The organism is Aeromonas sp. S5(2024) (assembly GCF_041403025.1).
Classification (GTDB): domain Bacteria; phylum Pseudomonadota; class Gammaproteobacteria; order Enterobacterales; family Aeromonadaceae; genus Aeromonas; species Aeromonas hydrophila.
In genome coordinates, this window is the sequence record NZ_JBGLRI010000001.1 from 381,731 (window position 1) to 402,403 (window position 20,673).

The following is a 20,673-nucleotide window of genomic DNA, read 5'->3' on the forward strand; positions in this document are numbered from 1 at the left end:
TGTAGGGTCGATTAGCGCAGCGTAATCAGCCGCTTGAGGCTGCATCGAGGTTGCCATGGGGCTGCTCGATGCGGCCCATGGTATCAAGCGAGATCGCCAAAGCGGCACTGCAGCGCAGTAATCGCCGTCAGGGCGGCGGTTTCGGTGCGCAGCACCCGCGGCCCCAGCAGCATCTCTTTGAAATCTTCCTGCACGGTACGGGCGATCTCGTCGCTGGACAAGCCCCCTTCCGGGCCGATCAGCAGGCGCACGCCGTGCTCAGGGATGGGCAGGGTGTTGATGCTGTAAGGGGCGCGCGGGTGCAGGTTGAGCTTGAGCTCCTGGGTCTCTTCTGCCAGCCAGGCGTCGAGCTCCATCGGCATGCGCACCTCGGGCACGGTATTGCGGCCGCACTGCTCGCAGGCGCTGATCACTACCTTCTGCCACTGTTCGCGTTTTTTCTCCAGCCGATCGGCCGGCAGCTTGACGCCGCAGCGCTCGGAGAAGAGCGGGGTGATGCAGGTGACGCCCAGCTCCACCGATTTCTGGATGGTGAAGTCCATCTTGTCGCCGCGGCTGATCACCTGACCGAGGTGGATGGCCAGCGGGGATTCCACCGAGCGGGTGTCGCAACTGTCGATGGTCACCTCCACCGACTTCTTGCCTACATTGGCGATGGTGGCGGGGTACTGGTTGCCGTCGCCATTGAACAGCTCGAGCTGCTGACCCGGCTGCATGCGCAGCACCCGGCCGATGTGGTTGGCACCGTCTTCCGACAGGGCGAGGGTCTGGCCCACCTGCAGGGCGGCCGGTTCATAGATACGTGGAATGCGCATGGCTCAGTGTCAGTCTCTGGTTCAAGAAGAGGGATTCTAAATCCCTTGTGTCCATAGATGGGGTTATCGGCACTGCTTTTCAATAAAGGGGTTGGTATTGCCCTGCAGCTTGCCGATGCGGCGGTTGCGCTCGCACTCCCAGCCGTCGGCCGGGTACTGCCTGTCCCAGGCTTCGAACAGTTTACGCTGTTGCGCCGCCAGACGCAGCCCATACTGCTGGCTCATGTAGAGGTAGGCACGGGCGATCTGGCCGCGTACCAGCCCCTTGGGCGGCTGTACCTGGCGATTTTTGAAGTCCACCAGCATCTGGCACTGGCCGTACTGATCCGGGGTGCCATTCCAGTCGGAGAAGCGGAAGTTGGCCCGATCACCGTTCACCTCGCCGATGGCGGGGAAGAGGTTGTGCATGTCCCCCTCCATCTGGTTGAACTCGTCGCTCTTGCCGCAATTCTTGCGGCCGCCCTGTTGCCAGCACTGCAGCTGGTGGCCGAATTCCCAGGCCGGCACCACGTGCTCCCACTCGATGCGGGTGGCACGCTTGGGTTGCTTGCGCGGTTCATAGCCGCAGCTGGCCAGATCCGGGCTCATTTTCTTGCCCTGATAGTCAATCTTGCAGCCGCAGTAGAAGGTGACCGGGTGATCCTGATAGAGGCGGTTCAGATCCTGTTTGGCGGCGCGAAAGGTCTGGGCATGCAGGGGCAGACTGACCAGCAGGGTCAGGGCGAGAGAGAGCAGGGGACGAAACATGGTGATCCTTGGCAATGAGATGGTTGGCGGAAAAAGCAGAGAGGCACCCTAGCACAGGGGCGCGACACCGGCTGGCTTACTGCGACGAGCCAACCCGCTCCAGCGGCTGCTTGCAGCGGCGGCAGTGGTAGCGGGCCTCGCCGCGCACCACCTTGTTGTGGCGGCGCACCGACAGCTGATGCTGCTGGCAGAGGCAGCGATAGGGGATGGTCGGCTGCGCCAGGACCGCCAGATCGAAGCTGTGGGTGGTTCTGGGCTCAAGGCCGAACACCTCCCGCATCACCGATTGCCACTGGCGGCCGTGGGGCAGCACCCGCGATCTGCCGCGCCCTTCACCCCACAGGGCATAGACCAGCAGGTGGGCCACCTCGTGGGGCACCACCTCGGCCAGAAACGCCTGCTGGTTGGCCTGATAGAGGGCCGGGTTGAAGCGCAGCTCCCAGGTTTGCAGCCGTGCCGACCCCGCCGCCCGGCCGCGCATGTTGCAATGAACTTGCGGGCGGGGAAAGGAGCGGCCAAGGCGTGCTTCGGCCTGCACAAAACAGGCGTCGACACGGGCGAGCAACTGATCGTGCAGGGCGGGATCGAGGCGGGTAGCGGTGACGGACATCGGGTTCTCGGCAAATGGCGGACAAGCAAAAGGGGAGCCAGGCTCCCCTTTATACCACAAGCGTGACGCTTACAGACCGGCGGCGGAACGCAGCAGTTCGGCCTTGTCGGTCTGCTCCCACGGGAACTCGTTGCGACCGAAGTGACCGTAGGCGGCAGTGGCCTGGTAGATCGGACGCTTCAGATCCAGCATCTGGATCAGGCCGTACGGACGCAGTTCGAAGTGTTCGCGAACCAGCTTGACCAGCAGATCTTCGGCGACCTTGGCAGTGCCGAAGGTTTCGACGCTGATGGAGGTCGGCTCGGCCACGCCGATGGCGTAGGAGATCTGGATTTCACAGCGATCGGCCAGACCGGCGGCGACGATGTTCTTGGCCACGTAGCGGGCGGCATAGGCAGCGGAGCGGTCAACCTTGGACGGATCCTTGCCGGAGAAGGCGCCACCACCGTGACGGGCCATGCCGCCGTAGGTGTCGACGATGATCTTGCGACCGGTCAGACCGCAGTCACCCATCGGGCCGCCGATGACGAAACGGCCGGTCGGGTTGATGAAGTATTTGGTGTCCTTGTTGACCCACTCGGCCGGCAGCACCGGCTTGATGATCTCTTCGCGTACCGCTTCCACCAGATCCTTGTGGCTGATGGATTCGGCGTGCTGGGTAGACAGCACCACGGCATCCACACCGATGATCTTGCCGGCGTCGTCGTAGGCGAAGGTCAGCTGGCTCTTGGCGTCCGGGCGCAGCCACGGCAGGGTGCCGTTCTTGCGCACTTCAGCCTGACGCTTCACCAGCAGGTGAGAGTAGGTGATGGGGGCCGGCATCAGCACGTCGGTTTCGTTGGTGGCGTAGCCGAACATCAGGCCCTGGTCGCCTGCGCCCTGTTCCAGCGGATCGCTGCGGTCAACGCCCTGGTTGATGTCCGGGGACTGCTTGCCGATGGCGTTCAGCACGGCGCAGGAGTCGGCGTCGAAGCCCATGTCGGAGTGGGTGTAGCCGATGTCGCGCACGGTGTCGCGCACGATCTGCTCGATGTCTACCCAGGCGGTGGTGGTTACTTCACCGGCCACCATGACCATGCCGGTCTTGACCAGGGTCTCGCAGGCGACACGGGCCTTGGTGTCTTGCTTGAGGATGGCGTCCAGGACCGCATCGGAGATCTGGTCCGCAATCTTGTCGGGATGGCCTTCGGAGACCGACTCGGAAGTAAACAGCTTTGCCATGATGGGATTCTCAGCTTGTCTGGGGTTATCGCCGCAGCAATAACCGGGTGATGATAGGATGATTGTAGAGGTATCTACATCTGGACGTCCATTTTAGTTAGCGCCCCCCTCGATTGCCAGCACTATTTTGGTTTTACCGCCCCCTGGCCGAACAAGATCCGCGCTTTACCCCATTTGGGGTGTAAAGCGGTTACGGCTCAATCGTTTGCCCCGTCAAGAAAAGCGATTGAGCTCCCAAAGCCACTTTATTCGCCCAGATAATATTTGCACGCCGCGCCCCCTGCTGGGACAATAACGCGCCTTAATCTTGGCCATCAAATGAAGCAATCGCAGGAGATACAGATGCCTTCTCGTAAAGAGCTTGCCAATGCCATTCGTGCATTGAGTATGGATGCCGTTCAAAAAGCCAACTCCGGTCACCCGGGCGCCCCCATGGGAATGGCGGATATCGCCGAAGTGTTGTGGCGCAGCCACCTCAAACATAACCCGAACAACCCCAAGTGGGCCGACCGCGACCGTTTCATTCTCTCCAACGGCCACGGCTCCATGCTGCTGTACTCCCTGCTGCACCTCTCCGGTTATGACCTCTCCATCGACGATCTGAAAAACTTCCGCCAGCTGCACTCTCGCACCCCGGGTCACCCGGAGTACGGTTACGCGCCGGGTGTTGAAACCACTACCGGTCCGCTGGGCCAGGGCATCACCAATGCCGTCGGCATGGCGATCGCCGAGAAGGCCATGGCCGAGCAGTTCAACCAGCCGGGTCACGACATCGTCGACCACTACACCTACGCCTTCATGGGCGACGGCTGCCTGATGGAAGGTATCTCCCACGAAGCCTGCTCCCTGGCCGGTACCCTGCAACTGGGCAAACTGATCGCGTTCTGGGATGACAACGGCATCTCCATCGACGGTCACGTGGAAGGCTGGTTCACCGACGACACCGTCAAGCGCTTCGAAGCTTACGGCTGGCACGTGATTGCCGCCGTTGACGGCCACAGCCCGGAAGCGATCAACGCTGCCATCGAAGCCGCCAAGGCCGAGACCGGCAAGCCGACCCTGATCTGCTGCCGCACCATCATCGGTTACGGTTCCCCGAACAAGTCCGGTTCCCACGACTGCCACGGCTCACCGCTGGGCAACGACGAGATCGCCGCCGCCCGTGCCTTCCTGAAGTGGGACCACGCGCCGTTCGTTATCCCGTCCGACATCGCTGCCGAGTGGAACGGTCAGGAGAAGGGCGCCAAACTGGAAGCCGACTGGGCTGCCAAGTTCGCCGCCTATGAAGCTGCTCACCCGACCCTGGCTGCCGAATTCAAGCGCCGTACCGCTGGCGAACTGCCGGCCAACTGGGCCGCTGAATCCGCCAAGATCATCGAAACCCTGCAAGCCAACCCGGCCAAGATCGCGACCCGCAAAGCGTCCCAGAACTCGCTGGAAGCCTTCGGCAAGCTGCTGCCGGAGTTCATGGGTGGCTCTGCCGACCTGGCGCCGTCCAACCTGACCATGTGGTCCGGTTCCAAGTCCCTGACCAACGACGATGCCTCCGGCAACTACATCCACTACGGTGTACGCGAGTTCGGCATGTCCGCCATCATGAACGGTATCGCCCTGCACGGTGGTTTCATCCCCTACGGCGCGACCTTCCTGATGTTCATGGAATACGCCCGCAACGCTCTGCGCATGGCCGCCCTGATGAAGCAGCGCGCCATCTTCGTTTACACCCACGACTCCATCGGTCTGGGTGAAGATGGCCCGACTCACCAGCCGGTCGAGCAGATCGCTTCCCTGCGTCTGACCCCGAACATGAGTACCTGGCGTCCGTGTGACCAGGTGGAATCCGCCATCGCCTGGAAGCACGCCATCGAGCGTACCGACGGCCCGACTGCGCTGATCTTCTCTCGTCAGAACCTGGCCCAGATGGACCGTACTGCTCAGCAACTGGCCGATACCGCCAAGGGTGGCTATGTGCTGAAAGATTGCGCCGGCAAGCCTGAGCTGATCCTGATCGCCACCGGTTCCGAAGTGGAACTGGCCGTTGCCGCCTATGAGCAGCTGACTGCCAAGGGCCGTGCCGTGCGCGTGGTCTCCATGCCGGCCACCGACGTGTTCGATGCCCAATCTGCCGAGTACAAAGAGTCCGTCCTGCCAGCCTCCGTCACCAAGCGTGTGGCCATCGAAGCCGGCATCGCCGACTACTGGTACAAGTACGTCGGTTTCGGCGGCAAGATCATCGGTATGACCACCTTCGGTGAGTCCGCACCGGCCGAGCTGCTGTTCAAGGAATTCGGCTTTACCGTGGAAAATGTGGTTGCGACCGCAGAGTCCCTGTAATTCCTGATCGTTGGGCCACTCAGGCCCAATAGCCGGAACGATAAAACGCCCTCCATCGCAAGATGGGGGGCGTTTTTTATGATCCTGAGAGTGTTGCAGAAGGCTTTATGAAAAACGGGCTCCAAACAATATAGTTGTGAGAGAGACCATTTATTGGATGGATGCATATGCGTACAATGCTCTTACGAGTCTACTTGTCTCTGATGCAGCCTAATGCTGAATGGAACTTTTCATACTTAAGCTGTAGTGATGAGTGAGTGTTGAAAAGAGTGTTGTCATATCCGGCTGTGTTTTTAAATAGTTCATTTAGTAGACACAACATGTTCTGCTCAAGGGAAAGAAGTTTGTATGTCACAGTATAAGCCTAATCACATACCACTTAGAGTACGTCTGGTATGTGCTTTTTTAATGCTCGTTTGTGTGGCCTACGGAGTTGCCGAGTTGGCTAATGGGTATACCTATATTCCAGCGAAAAGAGGTGGTTTCTTTATCTCTGGCATTCCAACATTGATTATCGCCATCTCATCTTTTTTATTCTGTATTGTCGCTGCATTGTTCATAATCGATCACTATGACAAGAGAGATAATGAGAGGGTTTATTCAATAGGAAAGAATATTATATTCAACGTTGCACTTTATATGCTTCTGGGGGCACCACTTGTTGGAATATTAGAAGCGATTTTGATGAGAAATGGGATAGATATATTTCCTAGATTTCATGGGTTTGCTGAGACTTTTTCATATCACACTCCAGGTATGCGAGACCTGCTTACATATGCAACCCCTGTTTCAGATAATGCTCTTTATATTGTGGGCGGGGCGTGCGGCTTAGCATTAGTCATAGAGCCCCTCGAAAGGTATCATGGAGGAAAATATAAATCGCTGTGTCCTATATTGGGTGGTCTTGCCATGATAGGGTTTGGGACCTTCATTCTATCTATATCATTCGAGGAGTTACTGTTAGGGCAGGCTGGTTTCGGAAAAGATCATGCTTATGCTGTCACAGCTATGGATGACCCTGCGAAATTCAATGCGGTATTACTCACCGGGTTCATAGTCGGAGGGATGTTCTTCTTTTCTGGCTGCATTGGTCTCATGGGCTCCGTGATTAAAAAAATGAGAATGTCTAGGCGTAAAAATAGTCAGCCCAACGACTTACTCTTTAAATAGCGAGATAAAAGACACCGGCCTAGGCCGGTGTCTTTTTATCGTTAAAGCAACGTGTTACGCCTGTGGCGGGGTACTTTCCGCATTGGACATCACCGCATCAATCTGCACCAGGGCGCCGGCGGGCAGCTCGCTCACACCAATCACGGTGCGGGCGGGCAGATAGGCCGGGAAGTATTTGGTGTAGATGGCATCCACGTCCGCCAGATCCGCGATGTTCTTTACCTGGATATTGACCTTGACGATATCGTCCATCACGTGGCCGATGCTCTCGACGATGGTCTTGATATGGCCGAGGCACTGGGCGGTCTGCTCCTTGACGCAACCGGTCAGGATCTTGCCGGTGGCCAGATCAACCGGCAACTGGCCTGCGATATGGTTGTAGTGGGAGAAGGCGACGGTCTGGGTGTGCAGCGGGCTGCGCGGTGCCTTGTCGGTATTGCGGGCGCTGATCACCAGATTGTGTCTGTCTTCCACCAGTTGTGGCGGGGTGCCGTCACCGTGGGAGATGACCGCATCCATCTGCACCCGGGCGCCGAGCGGCAGGGCGGAGGCCACGATCACGCTGCGCGCCGGCAGGTAGGCGACGGCACGGGCAATGGCGGAGTCCGGGAAGAAGGTGGTGTAGACCTCGTTGACGGCGTCCAGATCGGCCAGGCTGGTCAGATAGACGGTGACCTTGACGATATCGTCAAACGGTACATCGATGCTCTCCAGCACGTGCTTGATGTTGCGCAGGCACTGGCCAGCCTGCTGCTGGATGCCCCCGGCGACCAGCTGGCCCGACGCGGCATCGACCGGCAGCTGGGCACCGATATTGTTGTAGTGGGAGAAGGCGACGGTATGGGTCGAGAGCGGATCCTGCGGTGCCTTGTCGCTGTTGCGGGAGAGCTTCAGCAGCGGGCAGGGAGCCTGCGGGAAGGTGCCTTCACCGTTGGAGATGAGCGCGTCCATCTGCACGGCGGCGCCGAGCGGCAGACCGGCCACCGCCAGCACGGTGCGGGTCGGCAGCAGGCGCGGGAAGAACTCGCCATAGACGGCGTTGACCGCGTCGAGATCGGCCATCTCTTTGAGAAATACCGTGATTTTGACCACGTCATCCATCACATGATCGATGCTCTCGACGATGGCCTTGATATTGGTGAGGCACTGTCTGGCCTGCGCCTTGATATCCCCTGCGACCAGCGCGCCCGTTTTCGGGTCGACCGGCAGCTGGGCGGAGATATTGTTGTAGTGGGAGAACGCCACGCTCTGGGTGCTGGGGCTCAGATCCTGCGGTGCATTGGCGGTATTTCTGGCTGACTTGATGATGGTACCACTCATGGCGATACTCCTTTTTCGTTTTTGATGTAGGGTCAGGCCGCGTTGATCTTCCCTGGCCGAATGCGTCACGCAGGGCGATACCCATGATGGCGGCAACAGTTGCCCGTTCCCGCCGCAGGGCGACGGGGCAAGGGACCATGGTCATCACTGTGTAAAGCCTTGTGCCGGTGCCGCCGGCGCGTGCAAACGGATAAGGGAGAAATAAATCGGCTTGATGATTCAGACGGGAGGATTCTAGGGGGCGTTCGCCAGCGGATGCAAACCGGGATCCGGTTTCTATGAGGTGGCTCAACAGAGTGAAATATATTCACTTTGCTATTCAATGCATGACCAGAATGACCAATAAAGGTGATGGCGCTCCCACTTTTTGCCATGCAGGCGGCTGATGGTGCCTTTATTAGCGTCGATTCAGGTTACCAGCTGTAAATCCCAGGTTAATGATTCTGACCAACTTGCAGGATATTATCCCGGTTTTGCATAGCTATTTATTTTTCGGCTTGGTGAAGGGCTTTTCATAAGGCCAAAAATATGCCTGAAGTGAGCCGCAAGCGAGCCATTGAAATAACATTCAGCCCATCTGCATGACAATAAGCTGGGGTGGCAAGAGCGGATGGAAATGAGGGGCGCCGTTCACTGCCGGATGCGGCAACCAGGCGGGCAGGACGCCCCCCGGCATATGCCATATATTTTCAGCGGCGCGAACAGGACCTGACTGCGTGGGCGCCGTGCGTCAGCGCCCTGTCAGAGGGAAGGGCGCTGCGCATTTACCCGGCCCCTGACAGTCAATACTGTGTGAGCGAGTCAACCCATGATGGAGAGAGTCCCATGACCGAGAAGCTGATTGACGACAGGCAACCGACCCCGGATCCGGCGGAGCAGAATGTCTTTTTCCCTTCCCCCTATTCATTGAGCCAGTTCACTTCGCGCAAGTCGGATCTGGCGGGGGCCGATTATCCCGTCCCCTATCGCGGTGGCCGCTGGAAGATCCTGCTGATCGGGGCCGATGAGCGCTATCTGCCCACCGACAACGGCACCCTGTTCTCTACCGGCAACCACCCGGTGGAAACCCTGCTGCCCATGTATCACCTCGACAAGGCGGGCTTTGCCTTTGAGGTGGCCACCCTGTCGGGCAATCCGGTCAAGTTCGAGTGGTGGGCCATGCCGACGGAGGATGAGGCGGTGGTGGGGCTCTATGGCAAATACCAGGGGCAGTTCCGCCAGCCCGCCAAACTGGCGGATCTGCTGGCCCAGGTGCAGGCCCCCGATTCGGACTACCTCGGCGTGTTCATTCCCGGCGGGCACGGCGCCCTGCTGGGGCTGCCCGAGAGTGCCGAGGTCAAGGCGCTGCTGGAGTGGGCGATGGCCCACGAGCGTTTCATCATCACCCTCTGCCACGGGCCGGCGGCCTTGCTGGCGGTAGCCAATCCGCACACCTTCGCCGGCTACCAGATCTGCGCCTTCCCCGATGCGCTGGATGAGCAGACGCCGGCGATCGGTTATATGCCGAGCCGGCTCACCTGGAAGTTTGGCGAGCGGCTCAAGGGGATGGGGTTTGAAATCGTCAACAGCGGCATCTCGGGGGAGGTGTGCCGGGATCGCAATCTGCTGACCGGTGACAGCCCGCTGGCTGGCAATCCGCTCGGCAAGCTGGCCGCCACTACCCTGCTGGAGGTGGTGAGCCGCCGATAGCGTCACGCCCTGGCAAGAGGGGCTGGCAGAACAGGCAGGAAATCAGGCAAGAAATAAAACCGCAGGGCCGTCTCGTGACGGCCCTGCTCTATTGGGTCAGACGGCGCCTTGGAGACCGGGTATGGCTCAGGCGGGATAAAGGGCACCCAGTATCGCCGGGCGGCTGGCACCGGTGACGGCCGGCAGGTTGCCGGGTTGGCGGTGAATAAAGCGCTGCGCCAGCCAGGCAAACGCCGCGCCTTCCATCCAGTCGGGAGCGATCCCCAGCTCGGCCGTGTTGGCGATGCGCCAGCCGGGCAGCAGGCTGGCCAGCTCCGCCAGCAGCGGGGCGTTATGGGCGCCGCCGCCGCAGACATACAGCTCGGGCCGGCTCTGCGCATCCGCCAGTGTGGGCAGCTGGCGGGCGATGCTGTGGCAGGTGAGCGCCTGCAGGGTGCGCTGCACATCCGCCGGGGCATGAGCGTGGCCGGCGAGCTCGCCATCGAGCCAGTCGAGGGTAAACATCTCCCGCCCGGTGCTCTTGGGGTGGGGGGCGGCAAAGTAGGGGTGAGCCAGCAGCTGCGCCAGCAGTGCAGGGACAAGCCGGCCGCTGGCCGCCCACTGGCCGCCGGCATCGTAACCGGCTCCCTGGGGGTGATGGCGGCGATACCAGCCGTCGAGCAGGGTATTGGCCGGGCCGGTATCAAAGCCATAGACGCCGTCTGCCTGGCCCGGCAGCACCGAAATATTGGCGATGCCACCGAGGTTCAGTACCACCCGCAGGGCGCCGGGGCGCGCAAAGAAGGCCTGATGGAAGGCGGGCACCAGTGGCGCCCCCTGACCGCCGAGGGCCATGTCCATGGTGCGAAAATCGGCCACCACATCGATGCCGGTCAGCGCCGCCAGCAGGGCCGCGTTGCCGATCTGCAGGGTAAAGCCGAGCTGGGGGCGGTGGCGGATGGTCTGGCCGTGGCTGCCGAGGGCGCGAATATCTTTGGGCTCAAGCCCCGCCTTGGCCAGCAGGGCGTGGGTGGCGGCGGCAAACTCGCGGGCGACCAGGTTGTCGGCCACTCCCATGCGGTCGATCTCGTTGTCGCCCGGGGTGCAGAGGTTGTGCAGCTCGTAGGCGGTCTCCGCTGGCCAGGGGTGGCACAGCGCCGCCTCTACTCGAAGCGCTTCCCTATCCATCGTCACCAGCACGGCGTCGATACCATCCATGCTGGTACCGGACATCAAGCCTATATAGTGTTCAGTCATGGGGCTTCCTTACTTGCAGCGCGGGAAAACGTACGTGAGAGAGGGAGCGGCCTCGATCCCATGCCGTATTCTGGTACCTGACATCAAGCCTATATAGCGTTCAGTCATGGGGCTTCCTTACTTGCAGGTCGGAAAAAAGTACGTGAGAGAGGAAGCGGCCTCGATTCCATGCCGTATTCTGGTGCCCGGCATCAAGCCGATATAACGCTCGCCCATGACGGCTCCTTGTGGGTCAATTGCCACCATTTGCCCGCTTGTTCTGGGCCAGCTGCAGCTCCGGGCTGTCCAGCTTGGCCAGCTGGGGCATGGCCTGCGCCTTGAAGTTGGCCAGCGCCCGTCCGCTCAGCGTCTCCGCCTGTGGCAGGTTGAGGGTGCGCGGGTTCTTGTGCACGCCGCCCACCACGAATTCATAGTGCAGGTGCGGCCCGGTGACCCGTCCGGTCCCCCCCAGATTGCCGATGGTCTGGCCCTGCTTGACCCGCTGCCCCTTGTTGACGGTGCGCTTGGAGAGGTGCAGGTACTTGGTCACGTAGTTGCCGGCGTGCTTGATGAAGACGTAGTTGCCGTTGAACTGGTTGTAGCCGGCAGCCACCACGCTGCCTGAGCCCGCCGCCATGATGGGGGTGCCCACCGGCGCCACATAGTCGATGCCGTTGTGGGGGCGCACCTTGCCGGTGACCGGGTGCAGCCGGCGCGGATTGAAGTTGGAGCTGATGTATTTGAAGTTGACCGGCGCGCGCAGGAAGCTCTTGCGCATCGCCTTGCCATCCGGGGTGTAGTAGTTGCCATCCTCGTTCAGCACGGCGCGATAGGTGGCACCCTGGTTGACGAACTCGGCGGCCAGGATGTCGCCAGAGGCAACCCGCTCGTCATCCTGGTACTTCTCTTCGTAGACCACCCGGAAGCTGTCGCCCGGCTGCAAGTCCTGGGCGAAGTCGATGTCCCAGCCGAAGATGGCGGCGAGATCCATGATCTGATCCTCGGTCATGCCGGCGTCGACGGCGGCGCCCCAGAAGCTGGAGCGGATCTCGCCCTTGGCCACCTGTTCGCGGGTGTCGAGCTCGAGCTTGACCGGTCTGGCCACGAAGCTGTCGGCCTTGCGGCTCACCTTGAGCGCCTGCTCCAGACTGTGGGGGTAGTAGAGGCTGTGCAGCTCGCCGCCCTTGGTGAGCTTGAAGGTGAGCTCCTGGCCCGGCTTGAGCAGGCGCAGGGTATCCGTGCCCTCGAGCTGGTCGATCAGGTGCAGATCCGTGGTGCTGAGACCGAGGCGCTGGAAGATGACCCCCATGTTGTCGCCGCTGCGTACCTTCACCTGCTTGGTGATGTAGCTCGGCTTGGGCGGGGCGACAGGCTTGGCTTCGGCCAGCAGCGCCTCCTCGTCGACCTGCTGCTCGATGGCCAGCTCGTTGCCGTTGTCATCGACCCGGGTGGCGACCGCCTGTTCGCTGGGCCAGGCCGCCAGCATCATCACCATGATGCTCAGGATCAGCACCATCTTGCGGTGCCAGTGAGGGAGAGAGTTGAAGGCGTGCCAAATGACCATGAGAAGCAGACGAAGTTGAGCCGGGAAGAATGTCGGAGTTTACCGCCTTTCCAATTGGCCCGCCATTCCAGTAATATGTCTGGCCCTGTGGAATCGTGATTGGAGAGTCAAAAAATGTCCCAGCTCGAGGTGGCGCTAGCCGAGATCAAGCGCGGAGCGGAAGAAATTCTGGTGGAAGAAGAACTGGTCGCCAAGTTGAAGGAAGGGCGCCCGCTGCGCATCAAGTTGGGGATGGACCCGACGGCTCCCGACATTCATCTGGGTCATACCGTGATCCTCAACAAGCTGAAGACCTTCCAGGATCTGGGCCATGAAGTGATCCTGCTGATCGGTGACTTCACCGCCATGGTGGGTGACCCCTCCGGCAAGAACGCCACCCGTCCGCCGCTCTCCGAAGAGGCGATCAAGCACAACGCCCTCACCTATGCCGAGCAGGCGTTCAAGATCCTCGATCCCGCCAAGACCCGCATCGAGTACAACTCGACCTGGCTGAGCAAGCTGGGCGCGACCGGCATGATCAAGCTGGCGGCCAAGCAGACCGTGGCCCGCATGATGGAGCGCGACGACTTCAAGAAGCGCTACAGCAACGGCCAGTCCATCGCCATTCACGAATTCCTCTATCCGCTGCTGCAAGGCTATGACTCGGTCGCGCTGAAGGCGGACGTCGAGCTCGGTGGTACCGATCAGAAGTTCAACCTGCTGATGGGCCGCGAGCTGCAAAAAGATGCCGGCATGGCGACCCAGTGCGTGCTGATGATGCCGCTGCTGGTGGGCCTGGACGGCGTCAAGAAGATGTCCAAGTCCGCTGCCAACTACATCGGCGTGCACGACGCCCCGGGCGAGATGTTCGGCAAGATCATGTCCATCACCGACGATCTGATGTGGAACTACTACGAACTGCTCTCCTTCCGTCCGCTGGCTGAAATCGAAGAGTTCAAGGCAGGCATTGCCGCCGGTACCCTCAACCCGCGTGATGTGAAGATCTGGCTGGCCAAAGAGATCATCGCCCGTTATCACGACGAGGCGGCGGCCGAAGCGGCCCACGAAGACTTCACCCAGCGCTTCTCCAAGAACGCCATTCCGGACGAAATGCCGGAAGTCGAGCTGGCACTGGAAGGTGAAGGGCTGGCCATCGCCAACCTGCTCAAAGACGCCGATCTGGTGGCCACCACCTCCGAAGCACTGCGGATGATCAAGCAGGGCGCGGTCAAGGTTGACGGCGAGAAGCTGGACGATGGCAAGGCACTCATCGGTGCCGGTACCGCCGTCTACCAGGTCGGCAAGCGCAAGTTTGCTCGGGTGACCGTCAAGTAAGTCGCCACCTCCGGCGCCGCCATAAGAAAGGCCTCCCTTGCGGAGGCCTTTTTGTTGGGGCATTGACCGGGTTAGTTGGGATCAACCCTCGGTTTTCAGAAAGTTGCGGTAGAGCATGTAGAGGTGGGCCGAGCTCCAGCTGAAGTTGCTGGCCCCCTGCATGGCGCCGGTCTCCGGGTTGTAGTTCTCGCGGATGGGGCCGCTGCCCGCCAGCCCCTCGGCGTTGGCAAACAGCTTGTTGACGAGCTGTTGGGCATCGCTGCGATAGCCGTAGTTCTCCAGCCCCTTCACCCCGAAGTAGAACTGATCCAGCCAGACCCGGCCGCGCCAGTAGATGTCGGGGTCGTAGGCCGGGTTGGTCAGCGCGGCTGTGCCCAGCGGCACCTTGGTGTTGAACTCCTGGGCATTGAGCATCACCTCGCGTACCCGCGCCGCCTTCTCCTTGTCCGCCACCTCGGCCCAGAGCGGGCTCCACCCTTCCGGGCCACGGCCGCGGGCGGTCAACAGCTTGCCGACGCAGCCGTTGGCGTCGGGCAGATCCCCCTGGGCTATCTGGCGGTCGTAATAGAAGCCGGAGGCCTCATCGAACAGGCAGCTGTTGATATAGCCGGCCAGCTGGGTCGCCCCTTCGCGATAGCGGCTCGCCTCGTCCGGCTTGCCGAGCAGCTCGGCCATGTCGGCCAGGATGCGTTTCTCCTTGGCGAGGAAGGCGTTGAGCTCCACCGACTCCTGATCGATGGAGAAGCCGATGAGGCTGCCGTCGTCCTGATGGTTTTCGAAGAAGAAGACGTTCCAGTCCTGGCGCGCCTTGGCCATGTCGCCGCCATAGGTCTTGTCGGCATAGCGCTTGAGCTGATCCGGCTCGATAAAGCCGAAGCGGGCGGCGTTGTCCATGCCGGACTCCCAGCCGGCGCCGTGCTGGGCGCCGATATCCATGTCGGCGTAGCCGCCAGCGCTCAATACCTGCTGATAGAGCGCCATGCCGGCGCAGCCATACCAGCCATCTCCTTCATTGGTACAGCTCGACAGATCCAGCCCGACAGGAGCCCCCGTCGGGTACTGCACCTTGAAGGTGATGTTGCCGAACTCGTCGTTGTGCTCGACGTGGCGGGTGGCGCCATATTCGATGATGCCGTTGCGGTTGTTGTCCCGCGCCCGATACCACCAGTCGTGATAGGCCTGGATCTTCGGATACATCTCGGCGATGAAGGCCTTGTCCTTGGTGGCGCTGTAGATCTCCCAGATGGCCCAGGCGGAGAGGGGCGGCTTGGTGTCGCGCTCGTTCCAGTTGCCGCCGTCGCCACCGCGATCGGCGAGCTTGTTGTAGAAGACGGCGTCGATCACCATGCCGGCATCCTGCGGCCGAACCGGGTCATCGGCCTGGATCTGGTAGTCATACATGGCGCGCACGTTGTTCTTGGCTACCTCGGGGTTGAAGTGGGCCATGGCGTAGGCGTGCTTCCAGCTGTCCCAGGCCCAGACTCCGTCGAACCAGCGGGCGGTGTTGGAGGGGGTCACCCCGTCGTGCAGGATGGCGCCGGCCGGCGAGCGCCAGTTGCCGTTGAGGGTCTCCATTGCCTTGACCGCGATGCGCCGCTCCGATTCCGGGATCCCCTGATTGGAGAGGCCGCGCGCCAGGTAATCCTCCCAGCGGCGGATGGAGTCGTCGAAATGGCTGGCGGGGTCGGCCAGCAGCGCCTGGCGGCTCTGCTCGAAGCGGTCGGCGTCAGCACGGCTGTGGACATAGCTCTGCAGGGTATAGATATCCTGCTGGCCCTTGGCGGCCAGGGTGAGGCTGGCCTCGCTCACGTAGCCGAGCCCCTGCTCGTCGAGGGTGGTACGGCTGGGCAGGGTGCGATCGATGCGGTAGCTGGCGCTGCCGCTTTGCATGATGTTCCAGGTGCTGCGCAGTTTGCCGAACTGGAATGCCACGCCGCGCTCGGTCTGGCTGATGGTGCGGGTCCAGGCGGGGTACTGCTCGGCGACCGTCTTGTTGGCATCCCACTGGTTGAGCAGCTCCCCCTGCCAGTTGAGCTTGAGGGTGAGGGGGGCGTCAGAGTGGTTGATGAGACGGGTGCGAACCAGCGCAGTGCGGGCATCGCCGTAGCGCAGCTCCAGCTCCAGGGTGAAGGGTTCGAACTCGAAGCGCTGCACCAGCGCCCCCGGGATGGCGTACAGCGCCTGCTTGCTGGCGCTGGTGAGCGGGAAGGCGCGGCCGCTCTCGTTGCTCAGGGTCAGCTTGTCCAATTCGCTGGCGAAGAACAGGCTGTACTCCTCGGCGATGACCATGGGGCCGGTAAAGCCGCCCCACTCGCTGTCGCTGGCGGGCAGCAGGAAGCCGTGCCAGGCGCCGAGATCGAGCAGCGGGTTGTATTTGAGGTTGGAGTAGCTGTCAAAGTCACGGAACTGGAGCGGGGTGCCGCTGCGGTCGATCACGTTCTGATACTGGTTCGCCAGGGTGGCGCTGGGGGCGGTCGGGCTGCTGGAGTCATTGCCGTTGCAGGCAGTGAGGCCGAACAGGGCGACGCTCAGGGTGACGGATAGTAAACTTTTACGAAACATCTCTCGCTCCAATGACAGTTTTTGTAGGTTAAGGAAGGTGTTTTTTAGTGCTTGTTTTAGTGAAAGCGTTTGCGAGAGCCATTATAGGGTGATTTTGAGGGGATTATTGGCGCTGTGTCACAGTGCAGGAGGGGCCGGTGTGAGCCGGATCACCCGGTTACACGAGGTTACATAACTCGATATTTTAGTAACCATTTACTTGTTTGGCGGCAGCCAGCGAGAGGGAGGAGGGGCAGGTACGCAGGTATTGATAGGGGGTCAGGCCGAACTCCTGCTTGAAGCGGGCGGCAAAGCGGCTGGGGGAGTCGTAGCCACAGGCGAGGGCCGTCTCCAGCGGTGCCAGACCCTGCTGCAGCAGGGTGAGGGCGTGGCTCATGCGCACCTGGGTCAGCAGCTGGCGAAAGCTGCGCCCCTCGGCGGCCAGCTTGCGCGCCATGGAGGCGCGGCTCATGGCGAAGCGCGGTGCTACCCCCTCCAGGGTGTGATCGGCGCCCGGCTCCACCCCGAGGTAGCGGGCCAGCCGCTCGCCGAGGGTCATGGTGTGGGCGGGAAACAGCAGATCGAGCCCGCCGGCAGCCTGCAGCTCGGCATAAAAACCCTGCAGCAGCTGGACCTGGGTGGCCTCATTGAGCCGCCGATCCGCCATGGAGCAGACCAGCTCGAAACAGAAGGCCAGCGCCGGGCTTACCGTCAGGCGCGGCTCTCTGAGCGGGCCGGCCTGGGCGGCGCTGAGCCATTCGACGGGGGGCGGGGTCAGCAGGGTCAGCGCACGGGAGCGAAACTTGCCCTGCTCCGGCTGGTTGACGAAGGTGAGCTGGTGACCGGCCGGGATCAGCAGCCAGCTCGCCTGATCGAATGCCAGGCGCTTCTCCTGCCACCACAACTGCTTGTGACCCTGCTCCACCCAGATGATGGTGGGGGCGTAGATGAGCACCCGGTGCAGCGGTTGCTGGCGGATCCCGAGATAGTGGTGCAGTTGCAGCAGCGGCGTGCTCATCCGGCTGGCTCCTAGGGGGTGACGAAGGTTGCGGTCAGGGTGGCCTTGCCAAGGGCCATGCTGTTGAGCATGTAGCCTACCATGGCGGGCGGGGTGTCTGCCTTCACCTCCAGGGCCTGGGGCAGGGCCCAGGCGGTAAACTGGTAGCGGTGCATGCCGTGGCCGGCGGGCGGGCAGGGGCCGCCGTAGCCCTGGCTGCCGAAGTCGGTCTTGAGCTCCAGCCCCTGCTTGAGCTTGCCGGAGGCGTTGCTCGGCAGTTCGTTCTGACTGGCAGGCAGGTTCACCACCAGCCAGTGCCACCAGCCGCTGCCGGTGGGGGCGTCGGGGTCATAGGCGGTGATGGTGACACTCTTGGTGCCGGCAGGCAGGTCCTGCCAGCTCAGCTGGGGCGAGCGGTTGTCACCGCTGCAGCCGAAGCCGTTGAAGCTGAAGGCCTTGTCCATCAGCTGGCCTTCGTGGATGTCGCTGCTCTTTAGGGTCATAGCACTGGCGGGCAGGGCCGCCACGCACAGCAGGGAGAGCAGGGTGGTACGCTTGGCAATCTTCATGGTGAGGCTCCTCGGTGGATGATGGGATCAGTCTAGCGAAGAGGAGGAGGATGTGAGTGACTCAACCGCTCAAAGTGGCCGTCTTGCTGCCATGATATGAGTCTTTACGTTGATCTTTAATGAGGGCGGTGAAAGAGATGTGGTGCGCCCGGGCATAAAAAAACCGGCATCCTGGATGCCGGTTTTTTACTGTGCTGACAGCTGATCGCGCGACTTAGCGCAGGATCATCTCGTCACGGCCCGGGCCGACGGAGACCATCGGCACCGGTACGCCCAGCAGCTCTTCGATGCGCAGTACGTACTGCTGAGCCGCTTTGGGCAGCTCGGCGAAGGTACGGCAGCCGGTGATGTCTTCGCTCCAGCTTTCCATCACTTCGTAAACCGGCTTCAGACCGGCAGTTTGCGGCCAGATCGGGTTCTCGGTGTGGGCACCTTCGTAGGCGACGCAGATCTTCAGATCCGGCAGACCGGTCAGGCAGTCCAGCTTGGTCAGCGCCACTTCGTTGGCAGCCTGCAGCTCGACACCGTTCTTGGTGGCGACGGCGTCGAAGTAGCCGACGTCACGGGGACGGCCGGTGGTGGCGCCGAACTCGTTGGCGATCTTGCGGAACTCGTCCTGGTTCTCCATGGCGGTCAGCAGGGTGCCGGTACCGACGGAGGTGCTGAACGCCTTGGCGACGGCGATGACGCGCTCGGGACGCAGACCCGGCAGGCCGCCACCGATGCCGGCATAGGCGCCGGAAACGTGGGAGGAGGTCACCCAGGGGTATTCGCCGTAGATCAGGTCACGGCCGGCGCCCAGCTGGGCTTCGAACAGCAGGGTCTTGCCTTCGGCCTGCAGCGCTTTGAGCGGCATGCTGACGTTGCAGACAGAGTCGATCCAGGGGGCGGACACTTCCAGCAGCCAGTCGGCCATCTCCTGGGCGGTCTGATTGAATTCGAAGGTCGGGTAGAGGGCCTTGAGCTGCGGCAGTTTCCAGTCGAGGAAGAATTGAATGCGCTCGACCAGTACTTCCGGCTGCTTCAGCCAGCCCACCAGGATCGCTTTCTTCATGACGCGATCGCCATAGGCGGGAGCGATGCCCTGACGGGTGGAACCGTAGGCGCCGTCGCCCAGACGCTGCTCTTCCAGGGTATCTTCCATGGCGTGCAGCGGCAGGCAGAGGGTGGCGCGATCAGAGATGGCCAGCTTGGGAGTGACGCCGGAGGCTTTCACTTCGTCCAGCTCGACGGTCAGTTTCTCGGGGCTGATCACCATGCCAGGGCCGAGCACGACCAGGCAATCCGGGTTGAACACACCGCTCGGAACCTGGTGCAGCTTGAAGGTGCCAAGGTCGTTGACGACGGTATGGCCGGCGTTGTTGCCGCCCTGGAAGCGAATGCTGGCGCCTGCTTGACCTGCCAGATAATCCACGATGCGGCCTTTGCCTTCATCACCCCAGTTGGCACCTACGACTACGATAGACGACATGACTCTTTCTCCTAAGACGTTAGGCGATCATCCTAGGAGGCTCAGGAGGATTAGAAAAATTAATTATCTTTATAATTCCGATAAGAGAGTCATATAATTGCGGTGAATTTATCGGCAAACCGCCCCGCTGCCGTGCCGGCATCCCCATCAGGGGCCCGTTCGGCCGTGGCGGCACAAGAGGATCCCCATGCTGGATATTCACTGGCTGCACACCTTCGTCACCCTGGCCCGGCTGCAGCACTTCGGCCAGACCGCCACCGAACTGCACATGACCCAGCCCAATGTGAGCCTGCACCTCAAGAATCTGGAGCAGGCGACCCGGGTCAAACTCATCGAGCGCAGCCCGTTTCGGCTGACCCAGGCCGGCGAGCGGCTGCTGCAAAGTGCCGAACGCGCCATCGCCGAGCTGCAGCTCTGCCAGTCCGATCTCAACGCTCTCAACCAGTTGAGTCAGGGAACGCTGGCCATCGCCGCCAGCGACATCATCTCGCGCCTGCTGCTCATTCAGCCCTTTCAGCGCTTCAAGCAGGAGTTCCCCGGCATCGACCTCACCCTGTTCAACACCACTTCGGATCAGGCAGCTGAGCTGGTCAAGGCGGGCAAGGCGGACCTGGGCTTCGTGATGGCGCAAAAGCGCAGCGAGCCGCTGTTCTACACCGAACTGCAGCAGGTGACCTGGTGCGCGCTGGGCCACGGCCTCGCTCGTTGGCAGGCGCGGGCGAAGGCGGGGGAGAGCGATCCCCTCGACGAGCCGACCCTGATCCTGCTGGGCCACGACACCCGCACCCGGGCGCTCATCGACCCCTCTTTGCCGCTGCTCGGTCTGCCCAGCTGCCGCATCATGGAAGTAGGCAGCGTGGACGCCCAGCTCGACTGGGCCGAGGCGGGTTTCGGGGTGGCCATAGTGCCGGACTTCTCCATTCACCCGCGGCTCAAGCTGACCGCCCCGGTGACCCGGCTTACCGACTTTCCCGGCACCAGCTTAGGGTACGTGGTGCGCCAGAACCAGGTGCTGTCGCGGGCCATCAAGCAACTGCTGCACTGGGTGGAGCAGGAGATCCAGCGTCCGCAGCCGTTGCCGGACGCCAGGGCTTGA

At 61.6% G+C, this 20,673-nt stretch carries 16 protein-coding genes; 5 read left to right on the top strand and 11 right to left on the bottom strand.

Features of this window, described 5'->3' with window-relative positions; translation table 11 throughout:
- Nucleotides 1–83: 83 nt before the first annotated feature.
- The 4 genes from rsmE to metK all read right to left on the bottom strand — a co-directional run bounded on the left by rsmE (nt 84) and on the right by metK (nt 3,393).
- Complete coding sequence (gene rsmE, locus ACB032_RS01800) at nt 84–815, bottom strand: 16S rRNA (uracil(1498)-N(3))-methyltransferase (protein WP_029304178.1); 732 nt, start codon at nt 813–815, stop codon at nt 84–86.
- Nucleotides 816–878: 63 nt separating this feature from the next.
- Entirely contained in the window at nt 879–1,562 is a 684-nt protein-coding gene (locus tag ACB032_RS01805) for an endonuclease (protein ID WP_371137212.1), read from the bottom strand.
- Between the two features lie 76 nt (nt 1,563–1,638).
- Nucleotides 1,639–2,172, bottom strand: a complete 534-nt coding sequence (locus tag ACB032_RS01810) for a SprT family zinc-dependent metalloprotease (RefSeq protein ID WP_371137213.1) — start codon at nt 2,170–2,172, stop codon at nt 1,639–1,641.
- 69 nt (nt 2,173–2,241) lie between these two features.
- The gene (gene metK / locus ACB032_RS01815) at nt 2,242–3,393 is read right to left on the bottom strand and encodes a methionine adenosyltransferase (protein WP_011706910.1); all 1,152 of its coding nucleotides are present in this window, start codon (nt 3,391–3,393) and stop codon (nt 2,242–2,244) included.
- Nucleotides 3,394–3,735: 342 nt separating this feature from the next.
- On the opposite strand from metK, the gene tkt reads away from it, so the two are divergent.
- Together tkt and ACB032_RS01825 are read left to right on the top strand one after the other, a co-directional pair.
- The gene (gene tkt / locus ACB032_RS01820; protein WP_017409159.1) at nt 3,736–5,727 is read left to right on the top strand and encodes a transketolase; all 1,992 of its coding nucleotides are present in this window, start codon (nt 3,736–3,738) and stop codon (nt 5,725–5,727) included.
- 348 nt (nt 5,728–6,075) lie between these two features.
- Nucleotides 6,076–6,897, top strand: coding sequence for a hypothetical protein (locus ACB032_RS01825; RefSeq protein ID WP_371137214.1), 822 nt, complete (start codon nt 6,076–6,078; stop codon nt 6,895–6,897).
- Between the two features lie 54 nt (nt 6,898–6,951).
- On the opposite strand, the gene ACB032_RS01830 is transcribed toward ACB032_RS01825, so the two are convergent.
- Nucleotides 6,952–8,217 carry a RidA family protein gene (locus tag ACB032_RS01830; RefSeq protein ID WP_206818543.1) on the bottom strand — a complete coding sequence of 422 codons (1,266 nt, stop codon included), beginning with the start codon at nt 8,215–8,217 and terminating at the stop codon, nt 6,952–6,954.
- A gap of 825 nt (nt 8,218–9,042) precedes the next feature.
- On the opposite strand from ACB032_RS01830, the gene hchA reads away from it, so the two are divergent.
- Nucleotides 9,043–9,906, top strand: coding sequence for a glyoxalase III HchA (gene hchA, locus ACB032_RS01835; protein ID WP_371137215.1), 864 nt, complete (start codon nt 9,043–9,045; stop codon nt 9,904–9,906).
- Between the two features lie 126 nt (nt 9,907–10,032).
- Here hchA and ACB032_RS01840 read toward each other — a convergent pair whose 3' ends face one another.
- Complete coding sequence (locus ACB032_RS01840; protein ID WP_371137216.1) at nt 10,033–11,142, bottom strand: anhydro-N-acetylmuramic acid kinase; 1,110 nt, start codon at nt 11,140–11,142, stop codon at nt 10,033–10,035.
- Between the two features lie 232 nt (nt 11,143–11,374).
- Nucleotides 11,375–12,685, bottom strand: coding sequence for a peptidoglycan DD-metalloendopeptidase family protein (locus ACB032_RS01845; RefSeq protein WP_029299427.1), 1,311 nt, complete (start codon nt 12,683–12,685; stop codon nt 11,375–11,377).
- Between the two features lie 114 nt (nt 12,686–12,799).
- Here ACB032_RS01845 and tyrS point away from each other — a divergent pair, with 114 nt between their 5' ends.
- The gene (gene tyrS / locus ACB032_RS01850; protein ID WP_371137217.1) at nt 12,800–13,999 is read left to right on the top strand and encodes a tyrosine--tRNA ligase; all 1,200 of its coding nucleotides are present in this window, start codon (nt 12,800–12,802) and stop codon (nt 13,997–13,999) included.
- Between the two features lie 81 nt (nt 14,000–14,080).
- Here the strand turns inward: tyrS and ygjK are convergent, their stop codons facing one another.
- The 4 genes from ygjK to ACB032_RS01870 form a co-directional block, all read right to left on the bottom strand.
- Nucleotides 14,081–16,561 (bottom strand): alpha-glucosidase, encoded by a 2,481-nt coding sequence (gene ygjK, locus ACB032_RS01855; protein ID WP_371137218.1) that lies wholly within the window; start codon nt 16,559–16,561, stop codon nt 14,081–14,083.
- Nucleotides 16,562–16,745: 184 nt separating this feature from the next.
- The gene (locus tag ACB032_RS01860) at nt 16,746–17,558 is read right to left on the bottom strand and encodes a helix-turn-helix transcriptional regulator (RefSeq protein ID WP_323967145.1); all 813 of its coding nucleotides are present in this window, start codon (nt 17,556–17,558) and stop codon (nt 16,746–16,748) included.
- 11 nt (nt 17,559–17,569) lie between these two features.
- On the bottom strand, nt 17,570–18,106 hold the full coding sequence (locus tag ACB032_RS01865; RefSeq protein ID WP_371137219.1) for a YbhB/YbcL family Raf kinase inhibitor-like protein: 537 nt from the start codon (nt 18,104–18,106) through the stop codon (nt 17,570–17,572).
- Between the two features lie 214 nt (nt 18,107–18,320).
- The gene (locus ACB032_RS01870; protein WP_005303296.1) at nt 18,321–19,577 is read right to left on the bottom strand and encodes an adenylosuccinate synthetase; all 1,257 of its coding nucleotides are present in this window, start codon (nt 19,575–19,577) and stop codon (nt 18,321–18,323) included.
- A 187-nt stretch (nt 19,578–19,764) separates the two neighbouring features.
- Here ACB032_RS01870 and ACB032_RS01875 point away from each other — a divergent pair, with 187 nt between their 5' ends.
- The gene (locus ACB032_RS01875; RefSeq protein ID WP_011706900.1) at nt 19,765–20,673 is read left to right on the top strand and encodes a LysR family transcriptional regulator; all 909 of its coding nucleotides are present in this window, start codon (nt 19,765–19,767) and stop codon (nt 20,671–20,673) included.

What these genes read in the sequence shown, in the direction of transcription:
- ACB032_RS01840 (WP_371137216.1), bottom strand. Translation starts at nt 11,142, where the DNA reads ATGACTGAACACTATATAGGCTTGATGTCCGGTACCAGCATGGATGGT.
- hchA (WP_371137215.1), top strand. Translation starts at nt 9,043, where the DNA reads ATGACCGAGAAGCTGATTGACGACAGGCAACCGACCCCGGATCCGGCG.
- ygjK (WP_371137218.1), bottom strand. Translation starts at nt 16,561, where the DNA reads ATGTTTCGTAAAAGTTTACTATCCGTCACCCTGAGCGTCGCCCTGTTC.
- ACB032_RS01810 (WP_371137213.1), bottom strand. Translation starts at nt 2,172, where the DNA reads ATGTCCGTCACCGCTACCCGCCTCGATCCCGCCCTGCACGATCAGTTG.
- ACB032_RS01825 (WP_371137214.1), top strand. Translation starts at nt 6,076, where the DNA reads ATGTCACAGTATAAGCCTAATCACATACCACTTAGAGTACGTCTGGTA.
- ACB032_RS01875 (WP_011706900.1), top strand. Translation starts at nt 19,765, where the DNA reads ATGCTGGATATTCACTGGCTGCACACCTTCGTCACCCTGGCCCGGCTG.
- tkt (WP_017409159.1), top strand. Translation starts at nt 3,736, where the DNA reads ATGCCTTCTCGTAAAGAGCTTGCCAATGCCATTCGTGCATTGAGTATG.
- ACB032_RS01865 (WP_371137219.1), bottom strand. Translation starts at nt 18,106, where the DNA reads ATGAAGATTGCCAAGCGTACCACCCTGCTCTCCCTGCTGTGCGTGGCG.
- ACB032_RS01845 (WP_029299427.1), bottom strand. Translation starts at nt 12,685, where the DNA reads ATGGTCATTTGGCACGCCTTCAACTCTCTCCCTCACTGGCACCGCAAG.
- rsmE (WP_029304178.1), bottom strand. Translation starts at nt 815, where the DNA reads ATGCGCATTCCACGTATCTATGAACCGGCCGCCCTGCAGGTGGGCCAG.
- ACB032_RS01830 (WP_206818543.1), bottom strand. Translation starts at nt 8,217, where the DNA reads ATGAGTGGTACCATCATCAAGTCAGCCAGAAATACCGCCAATGCACCG.
- metK (WP_011706910.1), bottom strand. Translation starts at nt 3,393, where the DNA reads ATGGCAAAGCTGTTTACTTCCGAGTCGGTCTCCGAAGGCCATCCCGAC.
- ACB032_RS01805 (WP_371137212.1), bottom strand. Translation starts at nt 1,562, where the DNA reads ATGTTTCGTCCCCTGCTCTCTCTCGCCCTGACCCTGCTGGTCAGTCTG.
- ACB032_RS01870 (WP_005303296.1), bottom strand. Translation starts at nt 19,577, where the DNA reads ATGTCGTCTATCGTAGTCGTAGGTGCCAACTGGGGTGATGAAGGCAAA.
- tyrS (WP_371137217.1), top strand. Translation starts at nt 12,800, where the DNA reads ATGTCCCAGCTCGAGGTGGCGCTAGCCGAGATCAAGCGCGGAGCGGAA.
- ACB032_RS01860 (WP_323967145.1), bottom strand. Translation starts at nt 17,558, where the DNA reads ATGAGCACGCCGCTGCTGCAACTGCACCACTATCTCGGGATCCGCCAG.